This window comes from Actinomadura mexicana (genome assembly GCF_900188105.1).
In the GTDB taxonomy this organism is placed as follows: Bacteria; Actinomycetota; Actinomycetes; order Streptosporangiales; family Streptosporangiaceae; genus Spirillospora; species Spirillospora mexicana.
On record NZ_FZNP01000008.1, the window covers coordinates 332,177 to 348,843 of the forward strand.

General features: G+C 76.1%; 7 protein-coding genes. 3 read left to right on the forward strand and 4 right to left on the reverse strand.

The genetic code is table 11. The features are described 5' to 3' along the window. Positions 1-42: 42 nt before the first annotated feature. Together CHC11_RS22480 and CHC11_RS22485 are read right to left on the reverse strand one after the other, a co-directional pair. Positions 43-4,302, reverse strand: a complete 4,260-nt coding sequence (locus CHC11_RS22480) for a type I polyketide synthase (RefSeq protein ID WP_089313728.1) — start codon at positions 4,300-4,302, stop codon at positions 43-45. Continuing rightward, positions 4,299-10,436, reverse strand: a complete 6,138-nt coding sequence (locus tag CHC11_RS22485) for a type I polyketide synthase (RefSeq protein ID WP_218826197.1) — start codon at positions 10,434-10,436, stop codon at positions 4,299-4,301. Before CHC11_RS22485 ends, CHC11_RS22480 begins: the two co-directional genes overlap by 4 nt. Before the next feature lie 634 nt (positions 10,437-11,070). Between CHC11_RS22485 and CHC11_RS22490 the strand changes: the two genes are divergently transcribed. Continuing rightward, entirely contained in the window at positions 11,071-12,801 is a 1,731-nt protein-coding gene (locus tag CHC11_RS22490) for a RelA/SpoT family protein (RefSeq protein ID WP_089313729.1), read from the forward strand. A gap of 32 nt (positions 12,802-12,833) precedes the next feature. Then, entirely contained in the window at positions 12,834-13,277 is a 444-nt protein-coding gene (locus CHC11_RS22495) for a universal stress protein (RefSeq protein WP_089313730.1), read from the forward strand. A 171-nt stretch (positions 13,278-13,448) separates the two neighbouring features. On the opposite strand, the gene CHC11_RS22500 is transcribed toward CHC11_RS22495, so the two are convergent. Together CHC11_RS22500 and glnII are read right to left on the reverse strand one after the other, a co-directional pair. Beyond that, a complete protein-coding gene (locus CHC11_RS22500) occupies positions 13,449-14,084 on the reverse strand; it encodes a hypothetical protein (protein WP_089313731.1) in 636 nt (211 codons plus the stop codon). 159 nt (positions 14,085-14,243) lie between these two features. Continuing rightward, positions 14,244-15,257, reverse strand: coding sequence for a glutamine synthetase (gene glnII / locus CHC11_RS22505; protein ID WP_089313732.1), 1,014 nt, complete (start codon positions 15,255-15,257; stop codon positions 14,244-14,246). A gap of 350 nt (positions 15,258-15,607) precedes the next feature. On the opposite strand from glnII, the gene CHC11_RS22510 reads away from it, so the two are divergent. Beyond that, the gene (locus CHC11_RS22510; RefSeq protein WP_089313733.1) at positions 15,608-16,660 is read left to right on the forward strand and encodes a right-handed parallel beta-helix repeat-containing protein; all 1,053 of its coding nucleotides are present in this window, start codon (positions 15,608-15,610) and stop codon (positions 16,658-16,660) included. Positions 16,661-16,667: the final 7 nt, after the last annotated feature.

Sequence of the window (16,667 nt, forward strand, 5' to 3'; positions counted from 1 at the left end):
CGGCTCCCGCCGGCCGCCGGGCGCCGGTGCGATCGACGTCGTTCATGCTCGGGCCTCCTCCATGTCCGCCGTACCGGACGCGGCCGTCCAGGCCACGACGTGTCCTTCGAGTTCGCGGGTCTCCACGGTAGTGACCGTGCCGCCCGCCGCGATCAGGAGCCGTTCGGCGTCGGCGACGGTCACGACCAGTTCGAGGCGGTCGGATCCGGTGCCCGTTCCCCGCAGCACCGCGTCCGACACGGCCTGCTTGGCCGCGCGGATCCGCGCGCCCTCCCCGGTCGGGGCGAGTCCGATGCCAGCCGGTTCGCGGCCGGGTCTGACCAGGGCCACGCCCAGGTCGGCGTCCGAGGCGATCGAGAGGGTGAGCGGCTCCTCGCACGGCCCCGTCACGACCGGCCCGTCCCGGACGGCGAGTTCGGCGGGGAACAGCGGCCCGTGCCCCGCACGCCACAGGTGGTCGCGGACGGCGTCCTTGGCCGCGATCCGTCCGAGCAGCCACGGCCCCTGCGCGAACGGCGGGAGGGCCTCGTACTCGGCGCGCTCGGCGGCGCAGAGGTACTGGCGCATCAGCAGGTCGCGGGACGCCGTGCCGTCCCACCGTTTGCGCGCCAGGCACCAGCCGCCGGGTTGCGGCTCCCCCGTCCCGGAGACCTCGGGGGTGAACTTCATCCGCCAGAGCGCCTCGTCGGTGTAGAAGCGGTGGGTCGTCCATCCGTCGACGCGCCCCCACACCGTTCCGTTCTCCGTCACCATCTCCGCCGAGCAGCGCATGGTGGTGTCGGTGAGGGACTGGTTCCAGATGGTCGTGTCCAGGTCCTCCCCCGGGGACGGCGTGGGCCCGTAGAGGGCGACCCGTTCGATCCCCACGGGGAAGACGGTCTGGTTGGTGTCGCCGTACACCTGGATCCAGTGGGCGCAGAGCTGCCCCGCGCCGTCCATGAGCGCGCCCGGCGTGGGCAGCGAGGTCAGGACGGCTCGCACGCCGTCCTCCGCGAGCGCCGTGATCTCGGTGACGCCGCGCAAGAGGGGGCCGTGGTGCATCCAGCGTTCCTCGTAGAGCCGTTCGGCGGTGACGATGGGCGGCCCCTCGACGCTGAGCGGCGTGCGGTCCGGCAGGGGCGGCGCCGGGTAGCGCTCGGCGAGCAGGACCGTCCCGTCGGCGTGGCCGTTGACGACGACCTTCACCTTGCGCGGCCGTCCGGCCGACTCGATGAGGTAGGCGCGGATGTCGGCGGGGGTGGCCGGGGCCGCGACGAGCCAGCGGACCGCGCGGACGTTCTCGAACCCCACGACCACCAGGTCGGGCAGCAGCTCGCGCGCCGTGTCGGCCATGACCTCCAGCAGTCCCGCCAGCGGAACGATCGGGAACCTGTCCGACATGTCCGGCCAGTCGGGGGGCTGCGGGACGAGGCAGTGGTCGCGCAGCCACGGCATCGACTCGACCGAGAAGACGCGGGAGACGTTCAGCTCGGCGGCCACCGGCGAGACGTCCTCGCCCGGGACGGGCGGGAGCGGAGGTCCGCCGCCGAGCGCCTCCAGGACCGACTGCGCCCCGCTCGTCGCGTCGTCGAGCAGGGCCTCCAGCTCGGCCAGCACGGGATCGTCCGCCGGCAGCGGCGGCAGTCCCCGGCCGAGCCGCAGCGGCTCGACGGCCCCGTCCAGCCTGACCAGCGGCGTCCCGAGGTCCAGGCGCATGCCCGTCGCGGAGGGCGGGGACGGCGAGGACGCGCCGTAGCCCTCGGTCCACAGCGCGGCGACGACGCGGCGGAGCTGGGCCATCCCGTCGCGCTTCGGCACGTTGACGGCCATCGCGAGGTGCTCCCGGCCGCCGATGCGGTCGGCGACGTACTCGGTGAGCCCGCCCGGCCCGACCTGAACGAACACCCGCACGTGGGCCGCGCCGTACAGCTCCTCGACCAGCTCGCTGAACCGGACGGGTTCGAGCAGGTGGCGCGCGACCAGCTCGCGGACCTCGGCGGGGCGGCGCGGGAACGGCGCGACCGTCGTCGCCGACCACAGCGGGACGCGGGGCTCGCGGAACTCCAGCGCCTCGAACGAGCGCCGCACCTGCTTCTCGTACGCCTCGGCGAGCGGCGTGTGGAACCCCGACCGGAACGGCAGCTCCTGGCCGAGCACCCCTTCGGAGGCGAGCCGGCCCAGGACCTCGCGGACCTCCCCGGCCGGACCGCAGACCACCGACTGGTGCGGGCAGTTGTCGTGGCTGACGACGACGCCGGACCGCGCCCCCACGGCCTCCCGCACCCGGGCCGCGCCGCAGCCGAGCGCCGCGTAGGCGACGTCGGGGACGTCCAGGGCCTCGCCGTCGAGGGCGCCGAGGAGCGCCTCGACCGCGTCCGCGTCGCAGACCCCGGCGGCGGCCATCGCCGTCCACTCGCCGAGGCTGTGGCCCGCCGCCACGTCGGGCTCGACGCCGAGCCGGCCGAGGGCCGCGGTCAGCAGCCGGCCGGCGCGGAGCACGTCGGCGGCGTGGCCGACCAGGTCCGTGCGGCCGGTCAGCACGGGCGCCCGCATGCCGAAGTGCGCGGCGACGTCGTCCACGCGCGGGTCGAAGGCGGCCTCGAAGCCGGGGTAGAGGAACGCCAGCCGCCCGCCGCCCGCGAGGAGGGGGCGGGGCGAGAACCACACGTCGCTGCGGCCCCGCCAGGCGGTTCCGCGCTGGACGAGGGCGCGCGCCAGGTCGAGCCTGCGCGGTGTGGGGCCGACGATGGCGAGACGGCACGGAAGGTCGGGGGCGTCGTCGCGGACCCTGGCGAGGAGCTCCTCGTCGGGGGCGGCCAGGGCCTCGGACAGTTCCTCGGTCGTGCGTGCCGCCAGCCGCAGGACGCCCTCGTCCGACGGCGGCGCGTCGAGCCTGCGCCGCCGGGGCCTGCGGGCGGCGGGCGGCTCCTCCAGGACCACGTGCGCGTTGGCGCCGCCGAACCCGAACGCGTTGACCGCCGCCCGGCGGGGGCCGCCCTCCCGGGCCCACTCCGCGGCCTCACGGACGAGCCTCAGCCGCCCGCCGTCCAGCGCCGGATGCGGGTCGTCGACGTGCAGCGTCGGCGGCAGGACGCCGTCGCGCAACGCGAACGCGGCCTTGAGCAGCCCGGCGATCCCGGCGGCCGGCATCGCGTGCCCGATCATCGACTTGACGGTGCCGAGGCCGATCGGCGGGCCGGCCGTGCCGAAGACCCGGCGCAGCGTCGCCAGCTCCGCCTCGTCGCCCGCCGGAGCGCCGGTGCCGTGCGCCTCGACCAGCCCGACCGCGCCGGGCGCGGCGGGGTCCAGGCCCGCGTCCCGCCACGCCCGCTCCACCGCGAGGACCTGCCCGTCCACCAGCGGGGTCAGGAGGCTCGCGGCGCGGCCGTCGCTGGACGAGCCGGCGCCCAGGACCAGCGCGTGGACGCGGTCCCCGGCCCGCCGGGCGTCCGACAGCCGCTTGAGCAGGACGACGCCCGTCCCCTCCGCCAGGAGCGTCCCGTCGGCGGCCCGGTCGAACGGCCGGATCGTCTCGCTCGGGCTCAGCGCGCGGAGCCGGCTGAAGACGCTCCACACGGTGGCGTGGTGCGCGTGGTGGACCCCGCCCGCCAGCATCGCGTCGGCATGCCCGCCGCGCAGCGCCCGCACGGCGTGCTCGACCGCGAGCAGCGACGACGCGCACGCCGCGTCCAGCGTGTAGGCGGGGCCGCGCAGGTCGAACCGGTCGGCGATGCGGGCCGCGGCGAAGCTCGGCAGCAGCCCGGCCGAGGCGTCCGGCTCGTCGGGGCCCAGCCGGTCGCAGAACGCCCGGCGGATCTCCGCCAGGCGCCGCGGCCCGAGCTCGGGCACCAGCTCGCCGATGATCCCGACGACCTGGTGGGAGGTCCTGACGCGCTGGTCGAACCGCGCCGCGCCCGGGGCGAGGTAGCCGCCGCGCCCGATGACGACGCCGATCCGGGAACGGTCGGGCAGCCGCTCGGCGCCGCCCGCGTCCGCGATCGCGTCGCCGGCCGCGCGCAGCGCCAGCAGGTGGTCGGGCTCCATGCCCCGCACCGCCGCGGGCACGATCCCGAACCTGGCCGGGTCGATGGTGGCCAGCTCGTCGACGAACCCGCCGCGCCGGCAGTAGAACCGGTCGCTCTCCGGCTCCCGCCCGTACGCGTCGGGGTCGTAGTAGAGCGCGGGGTCCCAGCGGCCGGGCGGCACGTCGCCGATCGCGTCGACCCCGTCGAGGACGTTGCGCCACAGCTCGGCCGCCGAGCCGGCGCCGGGGAACACCGCCCCGGCCCCGACGATCGCGATGGGCTCCGCCGCCCCGCTCACCGGACGGTCCCGGTCAGCACGACCCGTGTCTCGTCCCCGTGCGCGATCTCCCTGAGCAGGGCGGCCGCCCCGGCGTCCGGGTCGATCGGCCCGGCGCCGCGCCGCGCGTACTCGCGCGCCTGCTCGGGCGACACCGCGCCGCCCGCCCACGGGCCCCACTCCGCGACGAGCATCCGCCCGCGCAGCCGCCTCCGCCACACGTGCGCGAGCGCGCCGCACGCGTCGCCGGCCGCCGCGCAGCCGGCCTGCCCGCGGCCGCCGTGCGCGCCGGCGATGCCGCCGAGGACGACGAAGAACCCGAGGCCGGGGCGGACCGCCTGGACGAGGGCGGCGGCGCCGTCCACCTTCGTCCGGTACGCCCGCGCGAACGACTCGGGCGAGGTGTCACGGATGAGGCGGTCCCCGGCGAGACCGGCGCCGTGGACGACGCCGTCCAGCCGCCGGTGATGCCGGTAGACGTCGTCCACCACGGCCCGCACGGCGCCCGGCTTGCGCACGTCCGCCGCGTGGTACCGCACGGAGGCGGCGTGCTCGCCCAGCGCCCCGAGGGTCCGGCGGATCTCACGCTCGGCGAGAAGCCTGCGGACCGTCGCCTCGATCTCGGCGGGCTGCTCCTCGCCGTGCGCCACGAGCGCGCGGCGCAGCCCGGCCTCGTCCTCGGCGTCAGGGAACTCCGGCTCCCCCACCGGCTCCGGGGTGCGGCCCACCAGCTCGATGTGGCAGCCGCTCGTCCGGGCGAACTCCAGGGCGACCCGCGCGGTGATGCCCCGCGCGCCCCCGGTCAGCAGGACGACGCCGTCCGGCCCGGGGCCCGGCGGGCTCGCCGCGTCCCCGCCGGGCGGTCCGGCGGGGATCAGGTCCAGGGCGTTGCGCCGGCCGCCCTCGTGCCCGACCACGACCGGCGCCTCGGCGGTCAGCAGCTCGGCCAGGATCCGCTGCGCGATCGCGCGCGGGGTGTCCTTGGTGTCGACGTCCAGCGCGCGGACGAGCACCTCCGGGTACTCCCGCGCGATGGTCCGGGCCAGCCCTCCCAGGCCCGCTCCCGGTCCCGGGTCCCCGACGGCGCCGCCGCAGAACCGGTGCCCGAACGTCCCACCGGCGCCGCTCGCGAAGACCAGCCACCGCAGGCCGCCGGCCAGCGCCTGCCGGACGCCCCCGAACGCCTGCGGCAGCACGCGCGCGGCTCCCGGCCGCAGCGCCGCCAGATGGACGAGCCCGTCGCAGGGCCCGTCGACGTCCGGCGGGACGCGCACCTGCGCGCCGTGCCGCTCCAGCAGGTCGGCCAGTTCGAGCGCGACGCCGCACGCGTCGTCCACGATCAGGAACCGCCTGCCCGCGAACCCCGCCCCGGACTCCGGCGGCACGGGCAGCGCGTCCAGCTCGACGATCCTCGGGACCTCCCGTGCCACCCGCGGTGCGGGACGGCCTCCGGACAGGTCCGCGGCGCTGACATGGGCGGTGGGCCGCGGCACGGCGGCGTCGGGCACGGCGGGTTCGGGCACGGCGGCGTCGGGCACGGCGGGTTCGGGCACGGCGGCGTCGGGCACGGCGGGTTCGGGCACGGCGGCGTCGGGCACGGCGGGTTCGGGCACGGCGGCGTCGGGCACGGCGGGTTCGGGCACGGCGGCGTCGGGCACGGCGGGTTCGGGCACGGCGGCGTCGGGCACGGCGGGTTCGGGCACGGCGGGCTCCGGGGCGGTCGGCTCCGGGACGGCGGGGTGCGGCGGCTCCCCAGGTGCGTCCGTGCGGCCGTCGCTCCTGCGGGCACGGATCGCGGCGCCGGCGGAGGCGCGCACGTCCCGCTCGTCGTCGGCGGCCGGCCGCTCCTCCGGCGCGTCCCGCGCCGCCGGCCGCCCGTCCGGCAGCGTCTCGCCCGGCAGGACGGGACGGGGCGCGGGGACGGACCGCGCCGCCGCGTCCCGTCCCGCCGGGACCGGGGCCGCGAGGTGCCGCAGGACCACCTCGCGCTGCGCGGCGATCACCTCGCGGCTCGCGCGCAGGTACTCCAGGACGGCGGCCTGCGAGCCGCCCGGGCCGGGGCCCTCGATGCGCTCGGCGGGCCGGAGCGCGCCCGCCGGATACCCGCCGTCGGCGGTGCGGACGAGATGGCCGTTGACGATCCACCCGGGCTCCGGGGCGGGCTCGCCGGGGAGCGGGCGGGCGTCGCGCCCGGCGAACAGGGGCAGCGGGTCGACCGGGACGCCCGCGGCGGCCAGTTCGGCGAGCGCGCGCAGCAGCCCCGCCAGGGCGTTGCCGCCGGGCGCGTCGCAGCCCACGGCGGTGTGCGGCCGGTCCCCGAGGATCGCGGCGACGAGGCCGGTGAGGACCCGTCCGGGTCCCGCCTCGACGAAGGTGCGGGCGCCCGCGGCGTACATCGCCTCGATCTGCTCGACGAAGCGGACGGGCGCGGCGAGCTGCCCCGCGAGGGTGGCGGCCAGCTCGGACGGGTCGGTCTCGTAGGGGGCCGCCGTCGCGTTCGACCAGACCGGGAACGCGGGCGAGCGCAGGTCGCGGCCGAGCAACGCGGCCACCGCCGCCATCGCGCCCGGCTCGGCCCCGGCCGCCGACAGGATCGCCTCGGCGCGCGCGGCGCTCAGGCCGATCATGTCGGCGTCGTCGAACACGCCGGCGGCGCAGAGCGCGACGAGCTCGCCGCAGCCGTGCCCGGCGGCGAGGTGCGGGTGCACGCCGACCGCGGTCAGCAGCCGGTGGACGGCCAGCCCGGCGATGCCGAGGGCGGGCTGCGCGACCCGCGTGTCGGTGATCTCCGCCCGGTGGCGGCGGGACTCCGACCGGGTGAACGCCGCGGGCGGGAACATCGCGCCCGCGTACCGTCCGCCGGCGTGCCGCAGCAGGCGCTGGAGGCGAGGGAAGGCGACGAAGAGGTCCGCGAGCATGCCCGGCCGCTCGCTGCCCTGGCCGGGGAAGAGGAACGCGACCTGCCCCGGCTCGCCGGAAGGGAGGAAGACACCGGGCGCCGGGCGGAACGCGGCCGCCTGCGCGAGTTTGGCCCTGAGGTCGTCGAGGTTCGAGGCCACCAGCGCCGCCTGCACCGGGCCTTCGAGCGAGGCGGCGGTCCTGGCGAGGTCGCGCAGCCGGGGCTCGCCGGGCAGCAGCGCCGAGAGCCGGTCGATGCCGGCGCGCGCGGCGGACCGGTCGGCTCCGCGGATCAGGAACAACTCGGCCGGCCATTCGTCGAGCCCGGACACCGGCTCGGGAGCGCCGTCGTAGCCGGACAGGACGGCGTGGAAGTTCGCGCCGCCGGCGCCGAAGCCGCTCAGCCCCGCATACCGTTCGCCCGGTTCGGCGGCCCACGGCCGGGCGGCGCCGCCGAACGCGAACGGGCCGTCCGGCGTCCACTCCGGATTCGGCCGGGCGAGGTGCAGCGTCCCCGGGAGCACGCCCGTGTGCAGCGCGTACGCGGTCTTGATGAGACCGGCGAGGCCCGCGGCGCACCCGGTGTGCCCGATCTGCGACTTCACCGACCCGAGCGTGATGCCGCCCGGCGCCGCTCCGGTGAACACCGAGGCGAGGGTCGCCAGCTCCGTCCTGTCGTCCGCCTCGGCCCCGGCGCCGTGCGCCTCGACGAGCCCGACGGAGGCGGGTGACACGCCCGCGCGCTCGTAGGCGCGCTCCAGGGCGCGGCGCTGCCCTTCGGAACGCGGCGAGGCGACGTCGGGGGTGCGGCCGTCGCCGGCCCCGGCGACCGACTTGACCACCGCGTAGATGCGGTCGCCGTCGCGTTCCGCGTCCGCGAGGCGCTTGAGGACCACGCACCCGACTCCCTCGCCGAGCGCGACGCCGTCGGCGGACGAGTCGAACGCCGCGCAGCGCCCGGACGGGGACAGCGCCCCCGCCGAGGCGAACAGCAGGTAGTCCTGGACGCCGGTGCGCAGGTCGGCGCCGCCGCACAGCACCATGTCGCTGGTCCCGGCGACGAGGTCCTTGCAGGCGGCGTCGAGCGCGGCGAGCGACGAGGCGCCCGCGGCGTCCACGGTGTGGTGCGCGCCGCCGAGGTCGAACCGGTTCGCGATCCGGCCGGCGACGAGGTTGGTGAGGACGCCGGGGAGGGAGTCCCCGGTCGGGCGCGGCAGCCGCTCGTCCAGGCCCGCGGGCACCTCGCCGTAGTACGACGGGAGCGTCGCGCGCATCGCGTACGCGGTGCCGAGGTCGCCGCCCCCGGCCGCACCGAAGACCACCGACGTCCGGGACCGGTCGAACGGGCGGTCGGAGTACCCGGCGTCCGCCAGCGCACGGGAGGCGACCTCCAGCGACAGCAGCTGGACGGGGTCGACGCCGCCGAGCTCGCCGGGCGGGATGCCGTGGGCGAGCGCGTCGAACGGGACGTCGGGGATGAAGCCGCCCCACTTCGACGGCGTCCCGCCCTCCCCGGACGGCGAGTAGTGGATCTCCGCGTCCCAGCGGGTGACCTCGGTGACCGCGTCGACGCCGCCGATGACGTTCGCCCAGTACCGCCCGGCGTCGCGGGCCCCCGGGAACACGCAGCCCATGCCGATGACCGCGATGTCGGCCGGGCGGGCCCCGCCGGCGGCCGCCCCGGATCCGGCCGCGGCCAGCTCGGCCGCGCGGGCGGCCAGGAAGGCGGTCGCGCCGGAGGTGACCTGCTCGTGCAGGTCGGCGATCCGGGTCGTGGCCGACCGCAGCGCGGCGACCTGCCCCATCATGAAGAGGCCGTCGGCGCGCTGGACGCCGGCGTCCACCGGGGTGTCGCGGCGCAGGCCCTTGCTCGCGACGCGCAGGCGCCCGAGGTTCAGCTTCTCCAGTCGGCGCCACACCTCCCGCGACGGCGTGCCGACCTGCTCCAGCTCGCGGCGGGTCTCCTCGAACGTCCGGACGTAGGGGGTGCGGGCGCAGCGGGTCGCGAGGCCGGGCGAGGTCTCCAGCAGGGCCGTCCCGCCGCAGCCGAGCGCGACGTCCTGGAAGCCCGGCAGGATCGCCCCGGCCGCGACCGCCTCGGCGGTGAACAGGTACGCGGTGCCCATCAGGACGCGGACGTCGGCGCCGCGCTCGGCCAGCGGCCCCGCGAGCGCGGCGACCATCGCGGCGGACCGCGCGTCGTGCACGCCGCCCGCGAACATCACCGACAGCTCGCGCGGGTCGCCGCCGAACGCCGCCAGCCGCTCGACCTGCGCGTCCCAGAGCGGGAAGCTCGCGCGCGGCCCGACGTGCCCCCCGCACTCCCCGCCCTCGAACACGAACCTGCGGGCGCCCTCGGCCAGGAACCGGTCCAGCAGCTCCGGGGACCGGACGTGCAGGTAGGTGCTGATCCCGGCGGCCTCCAGCGGCTCGGCCTGCGCCGGGCCGCCGCCCGCGACGATCGCGTAGGGCGGGGCCGCCTCGCGGATCGCGGCGAGCTGGGCCTCCCGCAGCTCGGGCGGCGCGATCCCGAGGACGCCGACGCCCCAGGGGCGCCCGCCGAGCCGGTCGGCCGTCTCGCGCAGCAGCTCCCGCACCCGGCCGGGGGCCGTCAGGGCCAGCGCGAGGAACGGCAGGCCGCCCTCCTGCGCGACCGCGCCGGCGAACGCGGAGGTGTCGCTGACCTGCGTCATCGGGCCCTGCACGACGGCCGGTTCGGAACGCGGCGCGAGCGGCTCGGACCGCACGGCGGCCCGCAGGTGCAGGTCGATCTGCTCCCGGACGGCCCGCACCACTCCCCCGGCGGTCTCGTACCGCCCGGCGAGCGCGGCGGCGAGCGGCGCGTCCTGCCCGACGGGCAGCGGGCGCCGTCCGGCCTCCGGCGCGCCGGGCCCCGGGTGGATGCGGCGCCCGCCGACGACCACCGTCTCGGCGCCGTCCATCGCCGCCAGCCTGGCCGCGACGTCGGCGGGCAGCTCCGTCTCCCGGACCAGCGCGAGCTGGACGTCCAGGACGACGCCGGCCGCGCCCCCGGCCACCGCCGCCGCGGCGGAGTGCGGCCCGATCCCGCCCGCCGCGTACACCGGGACGGCCATGTCCGCCAAGTGGTCCATGTCCGCCAGGAGGTGCTGCAGCAGCACGAACGTGGTCAGCTCGCCGACGCGCCCGCCCGCTTCGTTCCCCCGCGCGACGAGCCCCGCGTCACCGGTGATCTCCCGGGCGGCGGCGATCGCGGCGGCGGCCTCCTCCGGACCCACGACCTCCACCAGCAGGCGGCGCCCGCGGGCGAACCCGGCGACGTCCGGCGCGCCGTCCGCCCCCAGCAGGGGCGCGTCGACCAGGACGGTTCGCGCGGCCTCGGGGACCCCTGTCCGGCCGGATCGGGCACCGCGCGGGCACGCGGACGCCGAACGGGCCCGTCCACCAGCGGCCGACGTCGGCGAGGGCGGCGAGCCCCCGGGCCCGGTCGCCGCCGAGGTCGAGCACGCCGGTGCCGCCCGCGCGGGCGACCGCGACGGCGAGACGGGGCGCGGGCCGGCCGAACGGGGCGACCCCGATGATCTCGATCGGGGGCCGCTCGCTCCGGCCGCCGTCCCGCCCGCTCCTGCCCGTCATGCCCAGCCCCCCGACGTCCCGCGCGGCCCGGCGCGTGGCCGGCGCGGCTCGCAACAACGGTGCGCCACACTACGGTCGGCGACGCCATGATCACAGAGGCGACACACCCGGGGACGCGTAGATGGCGGCACGGCTAGGGAGATTGGAACGTCCCTTGACGCGCGGCGGGGGCCGAAGGTGGCCCCGGCCTGGGTCTCCCCCCGGCACGACCACATCGCGCATAATGGCGATCACAGTCCGTGGCGGAGTGCCGCGGACGGGCCGGGCGGGGGCGCGATGGCGACGCTGAATCCGGCGACGGGACGGTTCCGCCTCCCGGCGCGGCGGCGGGAGGAGGCGGGTGGCGGCCCGGACCCCGTGCGGGCCGCCCTCGCCCCCCTGCTCGCCGCCCGTCGCGCCGCCCACCCGGGCGGCCCCCTCCCGGGGGCCGCGGAGGCCGAACTGCTGCGCGGGTACGCGGTGGCCGAGCGCATGCACCGCGGGCAGCTCCGCAAGTCCGGCGCTCCGTACATCACCCATCCACTGGCGGTCGCGCTGATCCTCGCCGGCATGGGACTGGACACCACGACCCTGGTCGCCGCGCTCCTGCACGACACCGTCGAGGACACCCCGTACACGCTCGGGGAGGTCCGCGCCGACTTCGGCGACGAGATCGCGGTGCTGGTGGACGGCGTCACCAAGCTGGACGGCAGCCGCTGGGGCGACCGCGCCGAGGCCGAGACGTTCCGCAAGATCGTGCTGGCCGCGGCGGCCGACCTGCGCGTCCTGGTGATCAAACTGGCGGACCGGCTGCACAACCTGCGGACGCTGCGCCACCAGCCCGAGCACAAGCGCGCCCCCTACGCCCGGGCGTCCCACGAGCTGCTGGTCCCGTTCGCGGAGCGGCTCGGCATCCACGTCCTCAAGCGGGAGATGGACGACCTCGCCTTCGCCGCCCGCGACCCGCGGGCGCACGAGGCGACGCGGCGCGCCGTCCGGGCGGCGCTGAGCGGGGCGGGGCCGACGTTCGGGCACGCGACGGCGCTGCTGCGCCCCTCGCTCGCCGAGCACAGGGTCAGGGCACGGGTGGAGGTGCGGCCGTCGCACCTGTACGCGGTGCACCAGTCGTTCGGCGGCGGCCTGGCCGGGCTCCGGCCGTGCGAGGCGGCGCGGCTCCTGCTGGTGGTGGACGGCGCCGAGAGCGACTGCTACGTCGCGCTCGGGGCCGTGCACGCCGCGCTGCACCCGGTGGCCGGGCAGGTCCGCGACTTCATCGCGACGCCCAAGGACAACCTGTACCGGTCGCTGCACACGCGGGTGATCAGCCCGGACGGCGACCCGTTCGAGGTGATCATCCGCAGCGAGGCGATGCACCCGGTCGCCGAGTACGGCATCGTCGCGCACATCAGGGACGCGGGCCGCGACACGGGCCCCACCGTCGCCGAGCGCCGCGACCTGGTGTGGCTGAGCCGGCTGCTGGCCTGGCAGTCCGACTCGCCGTCCGCCGAGTTCCTGGACCGGCTGCGCGCCGACCTCGCCGCCGGCAACGTCGCCGCGTTCACCACCCGCGGCGACATCGTCCCCCTGCCCGCGGGCGCGACCGCGCTCGACTTCGCCTACGCCCTCGGCCCCGGCACCGGCGACCGCTGCATCGGCGCCGTCGTCAACGGCCGGCTCGCGCCCATGTCGGTGCAGATCCGCAGCGGCAACGTCGTGCAGATCCTCACCGACCCGGCCGGATCCCCGTCCGAGGACTGGCTCGGCTTCGCCGTGTCGGTGCCCGCCCGCGTCCACATCCAGCAGCGGCTCGCCCTGCGCCGCGCCGAGGAGGACGCCGAGGCCGGCCGGCGCCGCCTCGTCAGGGCACTGGCGGCGCGCGAGGTCGACCTGCTCGCCGCCGAGGCGCGCGGCGACTCCCTGGCCGTCGCCCGCGACCTCGGCTACGGCGACGCCGACGCGATGTACACGGCGCTCGGTACCGGCGCCCTCGGCCTCGGCGACCTTCTGGCCCGGTTCGTCCGGCCCTGAACCGCCGATTACGCTGGTCCCGTGGTGATCAGATGAGACCGTTCGAGTACGGCGTCGACGGGCCGAAGGTGATCGTGGCGGGGGTGGACGGCTCCGAGACGTCGCTGCGCGCCGGCGCCTACGCGTGGGGCCTCGCGCGCCGCGCCGGCGCCCGGCTCGTCGTCGTGCACGTGGCGCCGGTCGCCTCGATGGGCAGCCTCACCCCGGGCGGCGCCGCCGCGCTGCGCGAGACCGCCGAGGAGATCTCCGCGCAGATCCGCCGCGAGCTGGAGGCCGCCGCCGGGCGCGAGCAGGTCCGCCACGACCTCGTCACCGAGCTGGGCGACGCCTACACCGTGCTCGCCCGCGTAGCCGACGAGTCCCGCGCGGACGCCGTGGTCGTCGGCGCGTCGGCGCAGGCCGGGCACCGGCTGATCGGGTCCGTCGCCGTCCGCCTGGTCAAGGCGGGGCGGTGGCCGGTGACCGTCGTGCCCTGACCCCTGGTTCGGCCGTCTCTCGCGGGGAAGGCGTGGGAGGACGGCGACGGGCGAGGCGGAGGCGGCGATGCCAGATCCCCTTCTGACGGAGATCGGCTGGGTGGGGTCGGCGCTCCGGCTGGCCGGCACACGTGCGGGTCGTCTCCTCGGCGGCGGGCGGCCCGCTGACGATCACGGTCGGCCGCGTCTGACCGGGCCGTCCCACGGGAACTGCCGGGACGTCGCCGAGACCACCGCGCACAGCAGCGCCACCACGGCCGACCCGCCGGCCAGGTTGATCGCCGACGTGGCGAGCGCCGCGTCGAGCCGGGCGTGCAGGGTGAACGGCAGGATCGTCAGCAGCGCGACCGCGATCCCGCCGATCCACGCGAACGCCCGGACCGGGCGCGCCGCCGACGACAGCAGCAGGTGCATGAGCGCGGTGGCCTGGATCGTCGCCGCCGAGGCGCACAGCGCGTAGCTGGTCGCGGCGGGCGCGGCGGCGGTGTTCGCGCCCGCGAACACCGGCACCTCGACGCCGAACGCCGACCGCAGCCCGATCGTCATCGCGAACGCCAGGCCCCCGCCGGCCAGCGCGGCGGAGACCCCCGTCCACCACAGCGGGCGCAGCGGCGTGCCGGAGCCTTCCCTGGAGATCTCCTCGTGCAGCGCGACGAAGTCCTCGTACCGTCTGGGCGGTGCCTCCGTCGGCCGCCGTCGCGCCGCGGAAGGGCAGCGGAACGAGCGTTCCCACGGCCGTGGCGCCGGGCGGCCGGCGTGCCTGCCCGGCAGGCCACCGGAGTTCCGCCCGAAGGATGAGTCGGGCATGTTCCCTCCCCCGGTGCGAACGTAGGAGTGCTACCCGGCGCCACGGGGAGGAACGCGCCCAACCTCACCATTTTGCAGATGTTTGGCCGCGTTACCCCGTATGGCAGAACACGGCGGATCCCCGGGGAGCCGTGCTCCCCGGGGATCGGTCGCGCTCCGTCAGACCAGGCCGGCCTTCTCCAGCGCCGCGCAGCAGGTCCCCGTGATCAGGCGGGTCACCACGTACGGGTCGACGTTGGCGTTCGGGCGGCGGTCCTCGATGTAGCCCTTCTTCTCCACCTCGACCTGCCACGGGATCCGCACCGAGGCGCCGCGGTTCGACACGCCGTAGCTGAACTCGCTCCACGGGGCGGTCTCGTGCATGCCGGTCAGCCGCCGCTCGATGTCGGCGCCGTACCCGGTGACGTGCTCCTGCGCCTTCTCGGCCAGCGCCTCGCACGCCGCGATGATCGCGTCGTAGCCCTCGCGCATGGCCTTGGTCGAGAAGTTGGTGTGCGCGCCGGCGCCGTTCCAGTCGCCCTCGACCGGCTTCGGGTCGAGGGTGGCGGCCACGTCGTGGTCCTCGGCGATGCGGTAGAGGAGCCAGCGGGCGATCCACAGGTGGTCGCCGACCTCGATCGTCCCCGCCGGGCCGATCTGGAACTCCCACTGGCCGGGCATGACCTCGGCGTTGATGCCGGAGATCTTCAGGCCCGCCTCCAGGCAGGCGTCCAGGTGCTGCTCGACGATGTCACGGCCGAACACCTCGTCCGAGCCCACGCCGCAGTAGTAGAAGCCCTGCGGCGCCGGGTAGCCGCGCTCCGGGAAGCCGAGCGGGCGACCGTCCTTGAAGAAGGTGTACTCCTGCTCGATCCCGTACCAGGAGTCCTGCGCCTCGTACTGCTCGGCCACGGGCCGCAGCTTGGCGCGGGTGTTGGTCTCGTGGGGCGTGCCGTCCACGAGGTAGACCTCGCACAGCACCAGCTTGTTGTCGCCGCCCCGGATCGGGTCCGGGCAGGAGAAGACCGGCTTCAGCACGCAGTCCGAGTGGTCGCCGGGCGCCTGGTTCGTGCTGGACCCGTCGAACCCCCAGTCCGGCAGGTCGGCCCCGTCGGCGAGGATCCTCGTCTTCGACCGCAGCCGCGCGGTCGGCTCGGTGCCGTCGATCCAGATGTACTCGGCCTTGTAGCTCAACGTCGGTCCCTTCGTTCGCTGCCGGGCCTTGCGGGTTCGGCCTCACAGAACGTGCCAACCAGGCATTTCGCATCTGTTGCCCTTTTGTGAACGCCGTGTAACACGCGAGATGAGCCGCTGAGACGTTGCTCACACCGCCCGGACTCACCTCCAACCGTCTCAAATCGATACTTAATGGTCAATAAAATGGCGTGCCAGCATTTATCAGACGCATCCCACCCACTGCCTGAAACCCCCAAATATTTCTTTACTCCTCCCACACCCGGCCGCGCCATCACTTCTGTTCAAGATGAGCGAGGACGCGTCACTTCGGCGCGTCCTCACCATGAAGCACAGAACGGGGGAAAAGGATGAGGCGGACTCTCGCGGCCTCGCTCGGTACGGCCGTCGCGCTGGCGGGACTGGCATCCTTCGCGCCGGCCGGGCACGCGGCCGACGGTGGGCAGGACAAGCGGATCCACGTCGTGTGGCCGGGCCACTCGATCCAGAAAGCCGTCGACCGCGCACGACCGGGCGACGTCATCCGGCTCAAGGCCGGGGCCTACGACGGCGGCGTCCTCGTCCGCAAGCGCCTGACCATCCAGGGGGACGGCGACAGGACCGTGCTCCACCCGGGCCGCAAGGACCACTGCGCCGAAGCCGGGGCGGCGGGCAATGGCATCTGCGTGATCGGCCACCGCAAGCACCCGGTCAGGGGCGTGACGATCATGGATCTGACCGTCCGGGGCTTCAAGGAGAGCGGCGTGTACGGCCTGTACACCGACCGCCTGACCGTCGAACGCGTCCTCGCGAAGAAGAACGGCGAGTACGGCATCACGGAGTTCAGGTCGACCCGCGGACGTTTCGTCAAGAACCGGGCCGTCGACAACTACGCCGACGCGGGCCTGTACGTCGGCGACATCAAGAACGCGCGCGGCACCGTCGTCGCCTACAACCATGCCTCGGGCAACGCGCTCGGCCTGCTGGTCAGGCACGCCCGCCACGTCTACGCCTGGGAGAACGAGCTCGTCGGCAACTGCGTCGGGGCCGCGCTCGTCAACGACGACCAGAAGGGCGGCCAGGGCGACACCAAGCTCTGGAAGAACAAGGTCTGGAAGAACAACCGCTCCTGCCCGCAGCACGAGGAGGTCCCGCCGCTCGGCGGCACCGGCATCCTCGTCTTCGGCGGTGACCACAACACGATCGAGAAGAACACCGTGCTCTGGAACCGGGGCACGCTGCCCTACTCCGGCGGCATCGTCCTGTTCCCGAGCCCGAAGGGCGAGCCCGCCCGCCACAACCTGGTCAAGCTCAACCTCGTCAAGGACAACGCTCCGTTCGACCTGGTCGACAGGAGCGGCAGCAGGACCAACCGCTTCCGCGACAACAAGTGCCGGACCTCGAACCCGCGCGGTCTCTGCTGACATCACC